Annotated in this window: 14 protein-coding genes; 6 read left to right on the forward strand and 8 right to left on the reverse strand. The window is 74.8% G+C overall.

Annotation, left to right across the window (positions count from 1 at the left end):
• Nucleotides 1-67 precede the first annotated feature (67 nt).
• Nucleotides 68-1,237 carry a winged helix-turn-helix domain-containing protein gene (locus tag ACFSJS_RS19755; RefSeq protein WP_380902200.1) on the forward strand — a complete coding sequence of 390 codons (1,170 nt, stop codon included), beginning with the start codon at nucleotides 68-70 and terminating at the stop codon, nucleotides 1,235-1,237.
• A 33-nt stretch (nucleotides 1,238-1,270) separates the two neighbouring features.
• Here ACFSJS_RS19755 and ACFSJS_RS19760 read toward each other — a convergent pair whose 3' ends face one another.
• The 7 genes from ACFSJS_RS19760 to mtnA form a co-directional block, all read right to left on the reverse strand.
• Nucleotides 1,271-2,020 carry a response regulator gene (locus ACFSJS_RS19760; protein WP_380902202.1) on the reverse strand — a complete coding sequence of 250 codons (750 nt, stop codon included), beginning with the start codon at nucleotides 2,018-2,020 and terminating at the stop codon, nucleotides 1,271-1,273.
• Nucleotides 2,021-2,168: 148 nt separating this feature from the next.
• The gene (hpf, locus tag ACFSJS_RS19765) at nucleotides 2,169-2,873 is read right to left on the reverse strand and encodes a ribosome hibernation-promoting factor, HPF/YfiA family (RefSeq protein ID WP_380902204.1); all 705 of its coding nucleotides are present in this window, start codon (nucleotides 2,871-2,873) and stop codon (nucleotides 2,169-2,171) included.
• A 378-nt stretch (nucleotides 2,874-3,251) separates the two neighbouring features.
• A complete protein-coding gene (locus ACFSJS_RS19770) occupies nucleotides 3,252-3,971 on the reverse strand; it encodes a ComF family protein (RefSeq protein ID WP_380902206.1) in 720 nt (239 codons plus the stop codon).
• Between the two features lie 10 nt (nucleotides 3,972-3,981).
• Nucleotides 3,982-5,793: an LpqB family beta-propeller domain-containing protein gene (locus ACFSJS_RS19775; protein ID WP_380902208.1), complete on the reverse strand. Its 1,812-nt coding sequence runs from the start codon at nucleotides 5,791-5,793 to the stop codon at nucleotides 3,982-3,984.
• Nucleotides 5,794-5,872: 79 nt separating this feature from the next.
• On the reverse strand, nucleotides 5,873-7,831 hold the full coding sequence (gene mtrB, locus ACFSJS_RS19780) for an MtrAB system histidine kinase MtrB (protein ID WP_380902210.1): 1,959 nt from the start codon (nucleotides 7,829-7,831) through the stop codon (nucleotides 5,873-5,875).
• 1 nt (nucleotide 7,832) lies between these two features.
• Complete coding sequence (gene mtrA / locus ACFSJS_RS19785; RefSeq protein WP_014061181.1) at nucleotides 7,833-8,510, reverse strand: two-component system response regulator MtrA; 678 nt, start codon at nucleotides 8,508-8,510, stop codon at nucleotides 7,833-7,835.
• Nucleotides 8,507-9,697, reverse strand: coding sequence for an S-methyl-5-thioribose-1-phosphate isomerase (gene mtnA, locus ACFSJS_RS19790; RefSeq protein ID WP_380902213.1), 1,191 nt, complete (start codon nucleotides 9,695-9,697; stop codon nucleotides 8,507-8,509). The genes mtrA and mtnA overlap by 4 nt, the downstream gene beginning before the upstream one ends.
• Nucleotides 9,698-9,842: 145 nt before the next feature.
• Between mtnA and ACFSJS_RS19795 the strand changes: the two genes are divergently transcribed.
• From ACFSJS_RS19795 to ACFSJS_RS19815, 5 genes are read left to right on the forward strand one after another with little or no spacing between them, the layout of a single operon-like run.
• Nucleotides 9,843-11,102, forward strand: a complete 1,260-nt coding sequence (locus tag ACFSJS_RS19795; RefSeq protein ID WP_380902215.1) for a DUF7847 domain-containing protein — start codon at nucleotides 9,843-9,845, stop codon at nucleotides 11,100-11,102.
• A gap of 4 nt (nucleotides 11,103-11,106) precedes the next feature.
• On the forward strand, nucleotides 11,107-11,835 hold the full coding sequence (locus ACFSJS_RS19800; protein WP_380902239.1) for a DUF4129 domain-containing protein: 729 nt from the start codon (nucleotides 11,107-11,109) through the stop codon (nucleotides 11,833-11,835).
• Nucleotides 11,832-13,049, forward strand: a complete 1,218-nt coding sequence (locus ACFSJS_RS19805) for a DUF4350 domain-containing protein (RefSeq protein WP_380902217.1) — start codon at nucleotides 11,832-11,834, stop codon at nucleotides 13,047-13,049. The genes ACFSJS_RS19800 and ACFSJS_RS19805 overlap by 4 nt, the downstream gene beginning before the upstream one ends.
• Nucleotides 13,046-14,011: an AAA family ATPase gene (locus tag ACFSJS_RS19810; RefSeq protein ID WP_380902219.1), complete on the forward strand. Its 966-nt coding sequence runs from the start codon at nucleotides 13,046-13,048 to the stop codon at nucleotides 14,009-14,011. Before ACFSJS_RS19805 ends, ACFSJS_RS19810 begins: the two co-directional genes overlap by 4 nt.
• Before the next feature lie 18 nt (nucleotides 14,012-14,029).
• Entirely contained in the window at nucleotides 14,030-15,340 is a 1,311-nt protein-coding gene (locus ACFSJS_RS19815; RefSeq protein WP_380902221.1) for a DUF58 domain-containing protein, read from the forward strand.
• A gap of 3 nt (nucleotides 15,341-15,343) precedes the next feature.
• On the opposite strand, the gene ACFSJS_RS19820 is transcribed toward ACFSJS_RS19815, so the two are convergent.
• A complete protein-coding gene (locus ACFSJS_RS19820) occupies nucleotides 15,344-15,862 on the reverse strand; it encodes a GNAT family N-acetyltransferase (RefSeq protein ID WP_380902223.1) in 519 nt (172 codons plus the stop codon).
• Nucleotides 15,863-15,945 lie beyond the last annotated feature (83 nt).

Here is a 15,945-nt window from a genome sequence, read left to right on the forward strand (position 1 = left end):
GCGCGGTGCGGCCGCCCCTCCCCAGGGGCCCGGTCCCGCTGTCGGTGACGGCCTCTATCGTCGGCTCATGACCACCGCCATGCTCTCGATCTCCGCCGACGAGGCCCGCCGGATCGCACTGCGGTCGCAGGGCCTGCTGGGTGCCGTGGACCGCCGCGCCGGGGTCCGGGGGGTGCTGCGCCGCCTGGGGGCCGTCCAGCTGGACACCATCTCGGTGCTGGCCCGTTCCCACGAGCTGGTGCCGTACGCGCGCCTGGGCGCGGTCGGCCGCGGCGCGGTGGAGGCGGCCTACTGGACGGGCGGGCACGCCTTCGAGTACTGGTCGCACGCCGCCTGCATCCTGCCGGTCGAGGAGTGGCCGCACTTCGCCTTCCGGCGCCGGGCGTACCGGGCCCGGGGCCACCGCTGGCACCGGCTGGAGGACTCCGAGCGCTCCTGCGCCGCCGTCCGCGGGAAGCTGAGGGCCGAGGGCCCCCTGACCGCCACGGAGCTGGGCGGCGCGAAGAACGGCGGCGAGTGGTACGACTGGTCCGAGACGAAGATCGCCGTGGAGTGGCTGCTGGACACCGGCGAGGTGGTCTGCACCCGGCGCCGCGGCTGGAAGCGGGTCTACGACCTGGCCGACCGCGCGATCCCCGGTGAGCTGCTCCACGACGACCTCACCGACCACGAGTGCCTGCGGCGGCTGGTGGCCCAGGCCGGCGCCGCGATGGGGGTGGCCACCCGAGCGGATCTGGCCGACTACCACCGGATCAGGAACGAGCAGGTCGACGCCGTGGTGGCGGAGACGGGCCTGGTGCCGGTGGAGGTGGAGGGCTGGGGGCGGCCGGCCTGGGCGGATCCGGCGGCGCTGGAGGCGGAGTCGGCGGCGGGCCGGGAGCGGTGCCGCACGACGCTGCTGTCGCCGTTCGACTCCCTGGTCTGGGACCGCCCGCGCACCGAGCGGATCTTCGGCTTCACCCACCGGCTGGAGGCGTACGTGCCCCGGGCCAAGCGGGTCCACGGCTACTTCGCGATGCCGCTGCTGTCGGGGGGTCGGCTGCTGGGCCGCGTGGATCCGGCCCGCGAGGGCCGCACCCTGGTGGCGCGGCAGGTGTCGATGGCCGGGCGCGGGGCGGTGGCGCCGATGGCGCGGGCCCTGCGGGAGGCGGCGGGCTGGGTGGGCTGCGACGCGGTCCGCGTCGAGCGCTGCGACGACCGGGAGCTGGCCGCGGCGCTCACCGCCGCGCTGGACTGAGGCCCCCGTCCGGGCGCCCGGTCCGGCCGCGCCTCACCGGATCTCCAGGATCTTCTCCCGCATCGCGTAGACCACGGCCTCCATCCGGGAGTGGAGCTGGAGCTTCTCCAGGATGTTGCGCACGTGGTTCTTCACGGTGTTCTCGCTGATGAAGAGCTCCTTGGCGATGTCCCGGTTGTTCATGCCGGTGGCGACGAGCTTGAGGACCTCCAGCTCCCGGTCGGTGAGACGGGGCGCGGGCACCAGCCGCTTCTCGTCGGTGCGCTGGATCATCGACTTGAACTCGGTGAGCAGCTTCGCCGCCATCGACGGGCTGATCTGGGACTGCCCGTCGGCCACCGCGCGGATCGCCGTGGAGACCTCGTCGGTGGAGATCTCCTTGAGCAGGTAGCCGGTGGCCCCCGCCTTGATGGCGTCGTAGAGGTCGGCCTCCTCGTCGCTGATCGTCAGCATGATGATCTTCGCGCTGGGGGCCACCTCCTTGATCGAGGTACACGCCTCGATGCCGCCGCGCCGGGGCATCCGCACGTCCATCAGCACGATGTCGGGCAGCAGGTCCGCGGCCTTCTCCACCGCCTCGGCCCCGTCGCCGGCCTCGCCGACGACCTCGATGTCGTCCTCCTGCGCCAGGACGATCTCCAGTCCGCGCCGGAAGAGGGCGTGATCGTCGACGACCAGGACCCGGATGGGCTCCCGCGGTCCGTCCCCGCGCGCGTCCGCCGAGACGGCGCCGGGGCCGCCGTGGTGCGCGCCGGGCGTCACGGGCCCGAAGCTGTCCGCCATCGTTCCTCCCCCTGCAGCCAGGCAACGCAGCGCCAACCGGCCGGTGCAGGGCGCCGGTTGGGCGTGGAGCCATGATTCCATGCCCCGCCCCCGGCCGAATTCCTCGTTCGGCCGGGGGCGGGGCGGTCCGCGGTGTCAGCGACTGTTATCAGCCACCGAGAGCGTCCCCCGCGCCCTGCGGTGCCTCCTCCACGAACGGATCGGGTTCCAGATGGATGACGCCGTAGTCGTAGCCGTGCCGCCGGTAGACGACGCTGGGCAGCTTGGACTCGGAGTCGACGAACAGGTAGAAGTCGTGCCCGACCAGCTCCATCTCGTACAGGGCCTGGTCCAGCGACATCGGGGCCGCGGCGTGGGTCTTCTCGCGGACGACCAGCGGGCCCTCGCCCTGCACCTCCAGCGGCCCGACCCGGATGGTGGGCGGCTCCTGCCCGGCCTGCTCCTCCCGGGGAGCGAGACGGCCGTCCTCGCCGACGCGCGCCGCGTTGGGTACCGTGACGGCCACGTCGTGCGCGGGGACTCGGTGGTGGCCGTTCCCCTTGCGCGCGCAGACCCTCTTGTCGTGCTGCTTGCGCAACCGCGTCTCGAGCTTCTCGGTGGCGAGGTCCAACGCCACGTATGGGTCGGCCGCCGCCGCCTCGGCACGGATCACCGGTCCGCGGGAGCGGAGCGTGATCTCGACCCGGTCGGAGCGGTCGGCCTGACGGGGGTTGGGCTCCCTGGACACCTCGACGTCCAGGCGGATCACCTTGGCGTCGATCTTCTGGATCTTGTCCAACTTGAGCTTGTCGACCACGTGCTTGCGGAACCGCTCCGGCACCTCTGTCTTACGGCCCTTGACGACGATGTCCACGCAGAACTCCGTTCCCGGGCGCCTCCGTGCTCCAGGCGGCGGAGTGCGCCCTCTGTGCACTGGGGCCGGACGGCGGGGGTCAGCTCCCGTCACCTTCCGGCGCTACGTCGGGTTGCGACCTTCACCTCCTCCCCCTCGGGAAGAACACCGCCCCACCAGGGAGGCGGCCAGTCAAACCGGGCGAACACCTGATAGCGCGCATGTCCCGCCACAGGGAACGGCTGCCGCCATTCCTCACAACCGAACCTACCTCCACCGGAGGACGGTCGGCACCCCCTGGCAGGACGTACCTCCGATCGTGTACACCTTCGCTTCGTGTGCTGGTAACGACACGCCTTCCCTGCCGGTTCCGCTTCCACACAGCCCATCGGGCACCCCTCAGGCCGCCCCCGTCCCCGCCTCCGCCACCGCCACGACCGCGGCACCCGCCACCCGGCCGCCGCAGCGGCCCAGGACCCGTACCGCCTCCGCCAGGGTCGCCCCCGTGGTCACCAGGTCGTCCACCACGACCACCGGGCCCTCCCCCAGCAGCCGCCCCGCCCCCGCGACGGCGTCCAGCGCCCCGGCCAGGTTCCCCCACCGGCCCCGGGCGTCCAGCCCCGCCTGGTCGGCCACGGGACGCCCCTGCCGCAGCACGGGCAGCACCCGCGCGGCACACCCGCCGCGCCTGAGCCTCCCGGCCGCCGCCAGGGCGATGCGGCGCACCGGATCGTGGCCGCGCGCCGCCACCGCACGGCGCGCCGACGGCACCGGCACCAGCAGCAGCGGCCCGGCGGCCGCGTCCGCCGGGCCGCGGGCCCGCGCCACCGCCCGCACCGCCCCGGCCAGCGCCGCACCCAGGGGCGCGGCCAGCCGGAGGGCGCCGCGCTCCTTGTGCGCGAGCAGCACCGCCCGCGCCTCGTCGGCGTAGGGCAGGCACGCGTAGACGGGCGGGAGCACGCCGGGCCCCGCGAGCGGTCCCACCCGCCGCGCCCCCGCACCGTGCAGCAGGGCCTCGCACCGCGCGCACAGGGCGGCACGGGGCAGCCCGCACCCCGCGCAGTCGGCCGGCAGCACCAGGTCGGCCAGTTCCCGCCACCACTCCCGCACACCGAGCATGCCGGGATGACTACCCCGGGTAGACGGGCTTCGACCCCTCGTCGGTGACCAGTTCCCAGTCCTCGCGGGCGAGCCGGGCGATGCCCTCCTTGGTGTCGGCCAGCAGCGGGTTCTCCTCGTCCTCCGAGGCCGCCACCCCCGTCACCTCGTTGAGGCCGGGCAGGGTGGACGGGCTGGCCGGCGAGCCGTCCGTGGCGATGTAGCGGAGCTGCTGCACGCCGCCCGCCTCCCGGCCGACCACCACCAGCCGGCTGTCGCCGGCCCAGGAGGCGTCCACCACGTCGTCCATCCGCGGGGCGATCGGGCGCAGTCCCTCCACCACGGCCCTGGAGCCGTCCCCGGTCCCCTGCCGCACGATCCGCCCGAGCAGCAGTCCGGTGCGGTCCCCCTCGCTGACCAGCAGGGCCATCCGGACACCGTCGGAGGAGACCCTGAGCGCCTCGATCCGTCCCCCGCCCAGCCCGGTCACCTCCACCGTCTCCGGCTCCTCCTGACCGCCGCGGAGCCGCAGCAGCCCGGGGTCGTCCGGGTTCCGGTCGGCCAGCCACAGGTCCCCGAGCCCGTCCCAGGTGGGGTTGGTCAGACCGTCCCGCTCCCGGGCCGCCTTGCTGGTCAGGACGGGTGCGCCGAGCTCGACGTCGGCGGAGAGCGGCGCGACGTACAGCGACCGCCCGTCCAGGGACACCCCCGCGCCGCGCCTCTCGTCCCGGCTCACCGAGACGGCGCTCATCTGGACCTGCCCGGTGCCGAACGGCCCGCTCACCGGCTCGGCCCGGCCGGGGCCCTCCCCCACCTCGGACAGGCGGCTGCGGTCGTCGACGAAGTACTGGCCGCTGCGGCCGCCGTTCAGCCGGCCCGGCGCGTACGCCGCCGCCTCCTCCCGGTTCAGCGTGCACAGCTCCGCCCCGCTCCGGCCCCGGGTCAGCCGGACGCGCTCGACCCTGGCCGACACCTGGCCGTCCACCGTGTACAGCAGTTGCGCGGCCATCCGGTCGCACCGGGCGTTCTCCAGCCGCTGCGACCGGCCGCCCCCGCCGTCCAGCCCCCTCCCGGCCAGCGGCACCACCAGGGTGCCGGAGTCGTCCGGGGAGACGCGCGCGCCGTCGGCCAGGCGCGTGCCCGCGGGGAAGGCGGAGCCGACCACCGGGGCCAGCCAGCCGGTCGGGCCGTCCAGCACCGCCCTGACCGCCTCGGTCACCGGGTCTATCCGCTGCCTGAGGTAGACCGGGTCGGCGACCAGGACGTCCGTGCCCCGCGCCACCGCGCCGGTGTCGGGCCCCAGGTCGGCGTAGTGGTAGGTGTCGACGGACCGGTAGATGCGCTGGAAGTCGGACTCGGCCACCACCAGCCCGTCCGGCAGCCGGTCGATCCGCCACTCGCCCTCGACCTGCACCAGGTGGAACATCTCCCGGTAGGTGCCCTCGCCGGGCCGGTAGGCGTGCTCGCCGTCCACGACCGCCACCGTGTCCCCGGTCACCTCCAGCGTGGCGCCGCGGCCCTGCCGCTCGGTGAGGGCCTCCCCGGGCGTGAAGACGCTGGGGGCCCCGTCGACCACCGTCGTGCGGGCGAACGGGTCCCAGGACCGCGCCGTGTCCTCGGTGAGGTACTCGCGGGCGGTGGAGAACCTCGGCTCGTCGCTCGTGGTGGCCTCCAGGAAGCCGCGCACGATCTGCCAGGGCTGGGCCCCCTTGCGGGGACTGACCCCGAAGACCCGCACCTGGGAGCCGGTGTCGGTGCGGAGCGAGGGGTCCACCCGGCGCACCTCCCCCTCGTCGGGCATGGAGGCGCAGCCGGCGAGCAGCACGGCGAGGGCGCCGAGCACCGCCGCGGCTCCGCGCGGGGCGCGAAGGCCCCTCCTGCGGCGGGCGCCGCGGGACGCAGGGCCCCCCGGGCCGGGGCGTTCAGCCACCGTCGTGCCGGTCCGCATCGTGTCCGTGCCCCCTCGCGGTTCCCGTCTTCCCCGTCCTGCCTGTTCCGTTCCGCCCGCTCGGCCCGCCCGGTGTGCCGGTCCCGCCCGCGTCCGCCGCGCCGGCGCCGCCTCCGCCGCGGGGCGGCCCCGCCGGTTCCGGGCCCGGCAGTCCGTGCGGGCTCCGCGCCGGCGGCGCGGCGGCCCGCACCATGCCCGGCAGGGCCTTCTGCGGCTCGCGCCGGCGGCGGGAGTCGGCGGGCTCCAGCGGGATCGGCGAGCCGCGCAGGGGCTCGCCCGCGGTCTGCGGGATCGTCAGGCGGAACTGCGAGCCGCCGCCCGGCTCGCCCCAGGCCTGCAGCCAGCCGCCGTGCAGCCGGGCGTCCTCGACCGCGATGGACAGCCCCAGGCCGGTGCCGCCGGTGGTGCGGGCCCGGGCCGGATCGGCCCGCCAGAAGCGGTTGAAGACGCGGTTGGCCTCGCCCGGCTTGAGGCCGACGCCGTAGTCGCGCACGGCCACGGCCACCGCGCCGTCACCCGAGGCCAGCCGGATCACGACGTCCCGCCCCTCACCGTGCTCGACGGCGTTGACCACCAGGTTGCGCAGCACCCGTTCGATGCGGCGGGCGTCGGCCTCGGCGACCACCGGCCGCTCGTCGCCGCGCACCACCAGACGGCTGCCCTTGCGCTCGGCGAGCGGCTCGGCCCCCTCCAGCACGCGCCGGACCACGTCCCGCAGGTCCACCGGCTCGGCCTCCAGGGCGGCCGCCCCGGCGTCGAACCGGCTGATCTCCAGCAGATCCGCCAGCAGCGACTCGAAGCGGTCGAGCTGCCCCAGCAGCAGCTCGGCCGACCGCTTGGTCACCGGGTCGAAGTCGTCGCGCGCCTCGTGGATGACGTCCGCGGCCATCCGCACCGTGGTGAGCGGGGTGCGCAGCTCGTGCGAGACGTCCGAGACGAAGCGCCGCTGCATCCGGGAGAGCTCCTCCAGCTGCTGGATCTTCAGCTGGAGGTTTCTGGCCATCTTGTTGAACGACTCCCCCAGGCGCGCGATGTCGTCCTCACCGGTGACCTTCATCCGCTCCTGCAGGCGCCCGGCGGCGAGCCGCTCGGAGATCCGGGCGGCCATCCGCACCGGGGTGACCACCTGCCGGACCACCAGCCAGGCGATCGCCCCCAGCAGCACCACGACGAACACCCCGGCCGTGGCCAGGGTGCCCTTGACCAGGCTCAGGGACTTCTCCTCCTGCTCGAACGGGAAGAGGTAGTACAGCTGGTACGGGTCGCCGTTGGGGTCGTTGAGCCGCTTGCCTATGATCAGCGCGGCCTCCGTCCGGCCGTCGTCGAACACCACCCTGCCGTGCTGCTCGTGGGTGTCGGTGCTCTCGTCCAGCGCCCGGCGCATCGCCTCCGACACGCTCTCCTCGGGCCTCACCGATCCCCAGGCGCGCGGACCGTGGGTCCCGGTGGTCTCGTCCGCCCCGAAGGTGTCGGCCTCCTCCTCGGAGCTGAGCGCCACCGGGTAGTAGACGCCCTGCCCGCCGCTGGCCAGCTGCGCCACCAGGTTGCTCAGCCAGATGCCGGTGTCCTGGACGCCCCTGCGGCCGCTCCCGCTCTCCCCCTCGGCGCGGCCGTCGGCGGCGTCGTCGGCCAGTTGCTCGGCCACCGCGAAACCGCCGGCCGCCTGGCTCTGCGCGGCCTGCCGCTTGGCCTCCAGCAGACCGTTGCGGACCTGCCCGATGACCACCAGGCCGAGCAGCAGGACCACCCCCAGCGACATCAGCAGCGTGGCGGCCACCACCCGCAGCTGGATGTTGCGCCGCCACAGCCGCGCCACCGGCAGCAGCGGACGGCGCACCCAGCGGACGAACATCCGGAACACGGGGTGCGCCCGGCTGCCCGTCGCCCCCTCGGACAGCAGCCCGCCGGGGAGGAGTCGACCGCCTCGCACCATGTCAGCTGGGTCCGGCCTTGTACCCCACGCCGCGCACGGTCACCACGATCTCGGGCCGCTCCGGGTCCTTCTCGACCTTGGAGCGCAGCCGCTGCACGTGCACGTTGACCAGCCGGGTGTCGGCCGCGTGGCGGTAGCCCCACACCTGCTCCAGCAGCACCTCGCGGGTGAAGACCTGCCAGGGCTTGCGGGCGAGGGCGACCAGCAGGTCGAACTCCAGCGGGGTCAGCGCGATGGACTGGCCGTCCCGCTTCACCGAGTGGCCGGCCACGTCGATCACCAGGTCGCCGATGGCCAGCTGCTCGGGGGCGGGCTCCTCGGAGCGGCGCAGCCGGGCCCGGATGCGGGCCACCAGCTCCTTGGGCTTGAACGGCTTGACGATGTAGTCGTCGGCACCGGACTCCAGGCCGACCACGACGTCGACGGTGTCGCTCTTGGCGGTGAGCATGACGATCGGCACGCCGGACTCCGCCCGGATCAGCCGGCACACCTCGATGCCGTCCCGCCCGGGCAGCATGAGGTCGAGGAGTACGAGGTCGGGCTTGGTCTCGCGGAAGGCGGCGAGGGCCTTGTCGCCGTCCGACACGAACGACGGTTCGAAGCCCTCCCCGCGCAACACGATGCCGAGCATCTCCGCCAGTGCGGTGTCGTCGTCGACGACCAGGACGCGTCCCTTCATGAGCCCATCATCCCATTACCCGACGGCGGCCCCTCGGGCCCCGGTGCCGGGCGCGCGCACAGCTCGGCCAGGGCGTCACCGGTGACCGGGGAGACCACGCCGCGCTCGGTGACGATCGCCGTGATCAGCTCCGCCGGGGTGACGTCGAAGGCCGGATTGTAGGCCTGCGCCCCCAGGGGAGCCACCGGGAGACCGCCGCCCGGCTCGGCGCCCGCGCCCGGCACGGTCGGCGGCGCGAACTCCGTGACCTCGTGGCCGGGCCGCTGCTCCACCTCGATCGAGGCGCCGTCGGCCGTCCCCGCGTCCACCGTCGTCACCGGCGCCACCACCAGGAACGGCACGTGGTGGTAGCGGGCCAGCACCGCCAGCGGATAGGTGCCGATCTTGTTCGCCACCGAGCCGTCGGCCGCGATCCGGTCCGCGCCCACCAGGACCGCGTCGACCTCCCCGGCCGCGAACAGCGAACCGGCCGCGCTGTCCGTGAGGACCGTGTACGCCATGCCCTCGCGGGCCGCCTCGTAGGCCGTCAGCCGCGCGCCCTGCAGCAGCGGCCGGGTCTCGTCCACCCACAGCCTGCGCAGCTCGCCGGCGCGGTGCGCGGACCGCACCACCCCGAACGCGGTGCCCCCGCCGCCGGACACCAGCGCGCCGGTGTTGCAGTGGGTGAGGATCCGGTAGCCGCCGCCCGGCAGCAGTTCGCCCAGCAACTCCAGACCGTGCGCGGCCATCCGCTCGCTCGCCTCGGCGTCCTCCCGGTGCAGCGCCCTGGCCTCCGCGAGGGCCGCGGCGGCGGCCTGCTCCAGATCCCCGCCGCCCTCGGCCACCGCGCGGTACGCCCGCTCCGCCCGCCGCACCCCGTACTCGAGGTTGACCGCCGTCGGACGGGCGTGCGCGAGGTGCTCGGCGGCCTCGGTCACGTCGTAACCGCGGGCCGCGGCCAGTGCGACGCCGTACGCGCCGGCCAGTCCCAGCAGCGGGGCGCCGCGCACCGCGAGCGAGCGGACCGCGTCCACCAGGGCGGGGACGTCGGTGCAGACGAGCTCGACCTCCTCGGCGGGCAGCCGGGTCTGGTCGAGCAGCACCACCACCGGCCCCTCGGGAGGTTCCTCCCAGCGGAGCGCGGGAACGGGAACCGGTGCGTCATCGGGGGCCGGTGTCGCGGACCGGCCCTCAGTCTGGTCAACCATTCGAACAGTCTGCCCTTTCTCCCTGCCGCAGTCGAAGGCGACCGGTCCCGAAGGGCCCGCCGCGTTCCGGGACGGCGCGTGGCACGATGGCTGCCAACCAGCCGAACTCCCACGGACGGACCGCGAGAACTCGAGGTGAACTGCAGTGAGTGACTCCCCGGGCTGGGTACCGCCCGGATCCTCCCCCTCCGATCCTCACCCGGGGGCCGGTGGGAACGCATCCGGTGGCGGCCCCACCGGCCGCCCCGGGGGCTCCGGGGACGGGGCGCCCGCCGGCGAGACGCCCTCCGCGCCCCAGCAGCCGCCGAACTGGTCGGCGCAGCAGCCGCCTGCCGCGCCCCAGGGCTGGGGGACCCCTCCTCCTCCGCCGCCGGGGCAGCCCGGCTGGGGGCACTGGAACCAGCCGCCCGCCGCCAAGCCCGGCGTCATCCCGCTCCGCCCTCTGGGCATCGGCGAGATCCTGGACGGAGCGGTCACCACCGCCCGCACCCACTGGCGCACGGCCCTGGGCATCTCGCTGGCCGTCGCGGTCATGATCCAGATCGTGTCCACCATCGCCACCGGCGTCTGGCTGCGGGACAACAGCGGCCTGCGGGCGCTCGAGACGGAGACCGACCCCACCGGAGAGGAGGTGCGGGAGGCGCTCAGCGGCACGATGAGCACCCTGGGCGTCGAGATGCTCGCCGCCCTGGTCGGCACCGTCCTGGCCACCGCGATGCTCACGATGGTCGTCAGCCGCGCGGTGCTGGGCCGTCCGGTGACCACCGGGGAGGCGTGGCGGGACTCCCGGCCGCGGCTGCTGCGCCTGCTCGGACTGACCCTGCTGGTCACGGGGATCGTGGTCGGCGTGGTCCTCCTGGGCTTCCTGCCCGGATTCCTGCTGGGTGTCGCGGGCTCCGTGGAGGGCGGTGTGCTCCTCGGCTTCCTCGGCGGTCTCGCCGGTCTGGCGGCCGCCGCCTGGCTGTGGGTGCGCTACAGCCTCGCCGCCCCCGCGCTGATGCTGGAGCGGCAGGGCGTGACCGACGCCCTGCGCCGCTCCGCCAAGCTGGTGCGGGGCTCCTGGTGGCGGATCTTCGGCATCCAGGTCCTCACGGCCCTGCTGGTCTTCCTGGTGGGAATGATCATCCAGCTCCCCGCCACCCTGCTGGCCCCCGTGGTCAGCGGCGACGGCGTCGAGAGGTTCCTGTCCGGCGGGGTCGCCGACATGTCCTGGACGTACCTGGTCATCGTGGGCATCGGCGCGGTCCTGGCCTCCACCGTCACCCTTCCCATCACCGCCGGCGTCACCGCCCTGCTCTACATGGACCAGCGCATCCGCCGCGAGGCCCTCGACCTGGAACTCGCCCGGGCCGCGGGCGTCCCCGGCCACGAGCCGCATCCCGGCGGCCCCGCCCCGGGGAACTGACGTGGTGACGGCGGTCGCGGCGGGCGGTGCGGCGACGGGGCGCGTCCCCGCCGCCGCACCGCCGGACGACGGCGGGGCACCGGTGACGATCCCGCGCGGCCCCGCCCGGGAGGCCGCCGAGGACGAGCTGTCCAAACCGATGTACCACGAGAACGACCCGAGCCTGCTGCGGCGCCTGATCGACTGGGTGTGGGAGCGGGTCGGCGATCTCCTCGACGCGGCGGCCGGCGTCACCCCCGGCGGCTGGACCGGCGTCCTGGTCGTCATCCTGATCGTCGTCCTGCTGCTGGTCGCCCTGCGGCTGCGGATGGGCGCCCTGCGCCGGACCCCCGGCACCCGGCACCGCGGTGCGCTCTTCGGCGACCGCCCCCTCAGCGCCGCCGAGCACCGCGCCGAGGCCGAGCGGCACGCCGCCGAGGGCCGCTGGAGCGAGGCCCTCCAGGAGCGGACCAGGGCCCTGGTCCGCTCCCTGGAGGAACGCGCCCTGCTCGATCCCCGCCCCGGCCGCACCGCCGACGAGGCCGCGGCCGAGGCCTCCCGCGCCCTGCCGCAGCACGCCGCCGCCCTGCGCGCCGCCGCGCTGGCCTTCGACGAGGTCACGTATGCCGACCGGCCCGCCGACCGGGCCGCGTACGACCGGCTGCGCGAAGTCGACGACGCCGTCCGGCGGAGCAGGCCCCGGCTCGACGGCCGCCTCTCCGGCACCGCGACCACCGGCGGAGGCACACCGTGACCACCCCCGCGCCCGCTCCCCCCGCGCCGGCCGCCCCGGTCTCGCCCACCGCCCGCGAACTGTGGGCCAAGGCCCGGGGCCTGCTGCTGGCCGCCGCCGTCCTGGCACTGGCGGGTCTGGCCATCGCCGCCCTGCGCTCCGGCGACCGGCACGGCATGCTCGACCCCCGGTCCGCCGACCGCTACGGCAGCCGGGCCACCGCCGAGCTCCTCGCCGACCGCGGCGTGGACACCACCGTCGTCACCACCACCGCCGAGGCGGCCGCCGCCGCGGGGCCCGACACCACCCTGCTGGTGGTCGGTCCCGACCTGCTGAGCGCCCACCAGCAGTCCTCCCTGCGCGCCGCGGCCTCCGGCAGCGGCGGCCGCACCGTCCTGCTGGCTCCCGGCCCCGCCTCCATGGACCTCCTGACCCCCGGAGCACGGGCCGTGGAACCCACCTCGGTCCGGGGACTGCCTCCCGCCTGCGACGCTCCCTACGCCCGGCGGGCCGGCCGGGCCGACCTCGGGGGCATCACCTACACCACCTCCCTGGAAGGCGCCGACGCCTGCTACCCAAGCGCCGGCCTGCCCACCCTCCTCCGGCTCCCGGAGGAGGGCGGGGGCGACACGGTGCTGCTCGGCGCCCCGGACCTGCTGTACAACCACCGGCTCGCCGAACAGGGCAACGCCTCGCTCGCCCTGCAACTCCTCGGCTCCCGCCCGCATCTGGTCTGGTACCTCCCCTCCCCGGACGACGGCACCGCCGGCAACGGCGACCGCAGCTTCACCGAGCTCGTCCCCTCCGGCTGGAAGTGGGGCGCCCTCCAACTCGCCGTCGCCGCCGCCCTCGCCGCCCTGTGGCGGGCCCGGCGCCTCGGCCCCCTCGTCCCGGAACGGCTGCCCGTCACCGTTCCGGCCTCCGAGACCACCGAGGGGCGGGCCCGTCTGTACCGGCAGACGAATGCGCGCGACCGCGCCGCCGACGCACTGCGGTCCGCCGCCCGGGGACGTCTCGCCGCGCTCGTCGGGGTCCCCTCCTCCCAGGCCCATCTCCCCCAGGCCCTGGTTCCGGCCCTCACCGCCCGCACCGGGGGCGAGGGCCCCTCCGTCCACGCTCTCCTCTTCGGCCCCGCCCCGGCCGACGACGACGCACTCGTCCGGCTGGCCGACGAACTCGACCTCCTCGAAAACCGCATCGCCCCCTCCTCTACAGACAAGGACCGCACCCCGTGAGCGCCCCCTCCGCAGACAGCGCCCGCGCCGCCCTCGAGGCCCTGCGCAGCGAGATCTCCAAGGCCGTGGTCGGCCAGGACGCCGCCGTCACCGGCCTCGTCATCGCCCTGCTCTGCCGTGGACACGTGCTGCTGGAAGGCGTCCCGGGCGTCGCCAAGACCCTCCTGGTCCGGTCCCTGGCCGCCACTCTCGAACTCGACACCAAGCGCGTCCAGTTCACCCCCGATCTGATGCCGAGCGACGTCACCGGCTCGCTCATCTACGACAACCGCACCGCGGAGTTCTCCTTCCAGCCGGGCCCGGTCTTCACCAACCTCCTCCTCGCCGACGAGATCAACCGCACTCCGCCCAAGACCCAGGCGTCCCTCCTGGAAGCCATGGAGGAACGGCAGGTCTCCGTCGAGGGCACCCCGCGCAAGCTCCCCGACCCGTTCCTGGTGGCCGCCACTCAGAACCCCGTCGAGTACGAGGGCACCTATCCCCTCCCCGAAGCCCAACTCGACCGCTTCCTGCTGAAGTTGCAGATCCCGCTGCCCTCCCGGGAGGAGGAGGTGAGGGTCCTCACCCGGCACGCCGAGGGGTTCGATCCACGCGATCTGACAGCCGCCGGAGTGCGCCCAGTTGCGGGTCCCGCCGAACTCGACGCGGCCCGTTCCGCAGTCGCCAAGACCGCCATCTCCCCCGAGGTCGCCGGCTACGTCGTCGACGTCTGCCGTGCCACCCGCGAATCCCCCTCCCTCTCCCTGGGCGCCTCGCCCCGCGGCGCCACAGCGCTGCTCTCCACCGCCCGCGCCTGGGCCTGGCTGGCCGGACGCGACTACGTCACCCCCGACGACGTGAAGGCCCTCGCCCTGCCGACCCTCCGCCACCGCCTCCGGCTACGGCCCGAGGCGGAGATGGAAGGCGTCACCGCTGACAGCGTGATCACCTCGCTCCTCGCCCACGTCCCCGTGCCCCGCTGAGACGCCGCGGACCGAACGATGGCCCTCACCGGACGAACAGCCCTCATCGCCGCGCTCGGCGCGCTCCTCGTCGGCTTCCTGCTGCCGAGCTGGATCGGCCTGCTCGCCGTCGAACTCCCCCTGCTTTTCGCAATTCTGTACGACCTCGGACGCGCGGCACCAGTCCGAAAGCTCCTTTTCACCCGTTCCGGTGATACGTCAGTTCGGCTCGGTGAGTCGGCCGAGGTCCACCTCACCGTCACGAACCCCTCCGGCCGCCCCCTCCGCGCCGAACTCCGCGACGCCTGGCCGCCCAGCAGCTGGCCCGCCGGTTCGGGGACCGCCGCCTCCCGCCACCGGCTGACCGTGCCCGCCGGCGAACGCCGCCGCCTCACCACCCGTCTGCAGCCCACCCGGCGCGGCGACCGGCGAGCGGTCCGCGTCACGGTCCGCTCCCACGGCCCCCTGGGTCTCGCCGCGCGTCAGGGCAGCCACTCCGTCCCCTGGTCCGTGCGCGTCCTGCCGCCCTTCACCAGCCGCAAGCACCTGCCCGCGCGGCTCTCCCGGCTCCGCGAACTCGACGGGCGCACCAGTGTCCTCACCCGCGGCGAGGGCACCGAGTTCGACAGCCTGCGCGAGTACATTCCGGGGGACGACACGCGGTCCATCGACTGGCGTGCCACCGCCCGCCAGACGGGCGTCGCCGTCCGCACCTGGCGCCCCGAGCGCGACCGCCGCATCCTGACCGTCCTGGACACCGGCCGCACCTCGGCGGGCCGCGTCGGGAACGTCCCGCGCCTCGACGCGGCGATGGACGCCGCCCTGTTGCTGGCGGCGCTGGCCTCCCGGGCCGGCGACCGCTTCGACCTGCTGGCCCACGACCGCCGGGTGCGCGCCGCGGTGCAGGGACGCACCGCCCGGGACCTGCTGCCCGCCCTGGTCACCGCGATGGCCCCGCTCGAACCCGCGCTCGTGGAGTCCGATGCCCGAAGCATGGTCTCGGCCGTCCTCCGCGGCTCCTCGCAGCGCTCGCTCGTCGTCCTGCTCACCGGCCTCGACGCCTCCCCCGTGGAGGAGGGCCTGCTCCCGGTGCTCCCCCTGCTCACGCAACGCCACACGGTCGTGGTCGCGTCGGTCTCCGATCCCCGCATCGAGGAGATGGCCCGCGCCCGCGGCACGCTCGACGCCGTCTACGGGGCCGCCGCCGCGGCACGGGCGCAGGGTGAACGCCGGGACACCGCGGCCAGGCTCCGCCGTCACGGCGTCACGGTCGTGGACGCCGACCCCGCGGAGCTGGCGCCCGCCCTGGCCGACACCTACCTGGCCCTCAAGGCCGCGGGCCGCCTCTGACCGTCAGAGGTCGGGTGGCCGCTCCAGCACCATCCGGTGCTCCAGGTATCCCGGCCCCTCCGGGTCGGGTACCGCCTTCCCGACCAGGCGGAATCCCATCCGCCGGTAGAAGGCCTCGGCGCGGAGGTTGTCCCGGTGCAGGCACAGCCGGACGCTCCGCACCTCCGGGCGCGTCCAGGACCATTCGAGGGCCGCCTCGAAGAGCCGCACCGCCAGCCCGGTCCCCCGTTGCTCGGGCCGTGTGTAGACACCGACCAGCTGCGTCTGCGCCTCCTCGGCCAGGACGGTCAGCATCCCGCACCACTGTCCGTCGGAGTCCTCTCCGACGAACGTCACCTTGTCCTCCTGCTTCTCCCCCTCGGCGGCACGCTGCTGCCAGAGTTCGTCCGGGTAGGAGACCGCATCCTCGTGGCGCTCGAGGAAGGCCACGGAGGCCACCGGATCGGCCAGCGCCTCCAGCCTGAGTGCCTTGAGCTTCCGCCATTCGCCGGCACGCACGACCCTGACCTTGTACACCGCCATCCTCCGATGGTGGCAGCGAGGTTCGTGCTCCCACAACACAAAAAGGAGAGGGGGGTGGAGGCCCGCTTCTCGGGCCTCCACCC

It is taken from the genome of Streptomyces desertarenae (genome assembly GCF_042681365.1).
Taxonomy (GTDB): Bacteria; Actinomycetota; Actinomycetes; order Streptomycetales; family Streptomycetaceae; genus Streptomyces; species Streptomyces desertarenae.

What these genes read in the sequence shown, in the direction of transcription:
- ACFSJS_RS19820 (WP_380902223.1), bottom strand. Translation starts at nt 15,862, where the DNA reads ATGGCGGTGTACAAGGTCAGGGTCGTGCGTGCCGGCGAATGGCGGAAG.
- mtnA (WP_380902213.1), bottom strand. Translation starts at nt 9,697, where the DNA reads ATGGTTGACCAGACTGAGGGCCGGTCCGCGACACCGGCCCCCGATGAC.
- mtrA (WP_014061181.1), bottom strand. Translation starts at nt 8,510, where the DNA reads ATGAAGGGACGCGTCCTGGTCGTCGACGACGACACCGCACTGGCGGAG.
- ACFSJS_RS19755 (WP_380902200.1), top strand. Translation starts at nt 68, where the DNA reads ATGACCACCGCCATGCTCTCGATCTCCGCCGACGAGGCCCGCCGGATC.
- ACFSJS_RS19760 (WP_380902202.1), bottom strand. Translation starts at nt 2,020, where the DNA reads ATGGCGGACAGCTTCGGGCCCGTGACGCCCGGCGCGCACCACGGCGGC.
- ACFSJS_RS19770 (WP_380902206.1), bottom strand. Translation starts at nt 3,971, where the DNA reads ATGCTCGGTGTGCGGGAGTGGTGGCGGGAACTGGCCGACCTGGTGCTG.
- ACFSJS_RS19815 (WP_380902221.1), top strand. Translation starts at nt 14,030, where the DNA reads ATGGCCCTCACCGGACGAACAGCCCTCATCGCCGCGCTCGGCGCGCTC.
- mtrB (WP_380902210.1), bottom strand. Translation starts at nt 7,831, where the DNA reads ATGGTGCGAGGCGGTCGACTCCTCCCCGGCGGGCTGCTGTCCGAGGGG.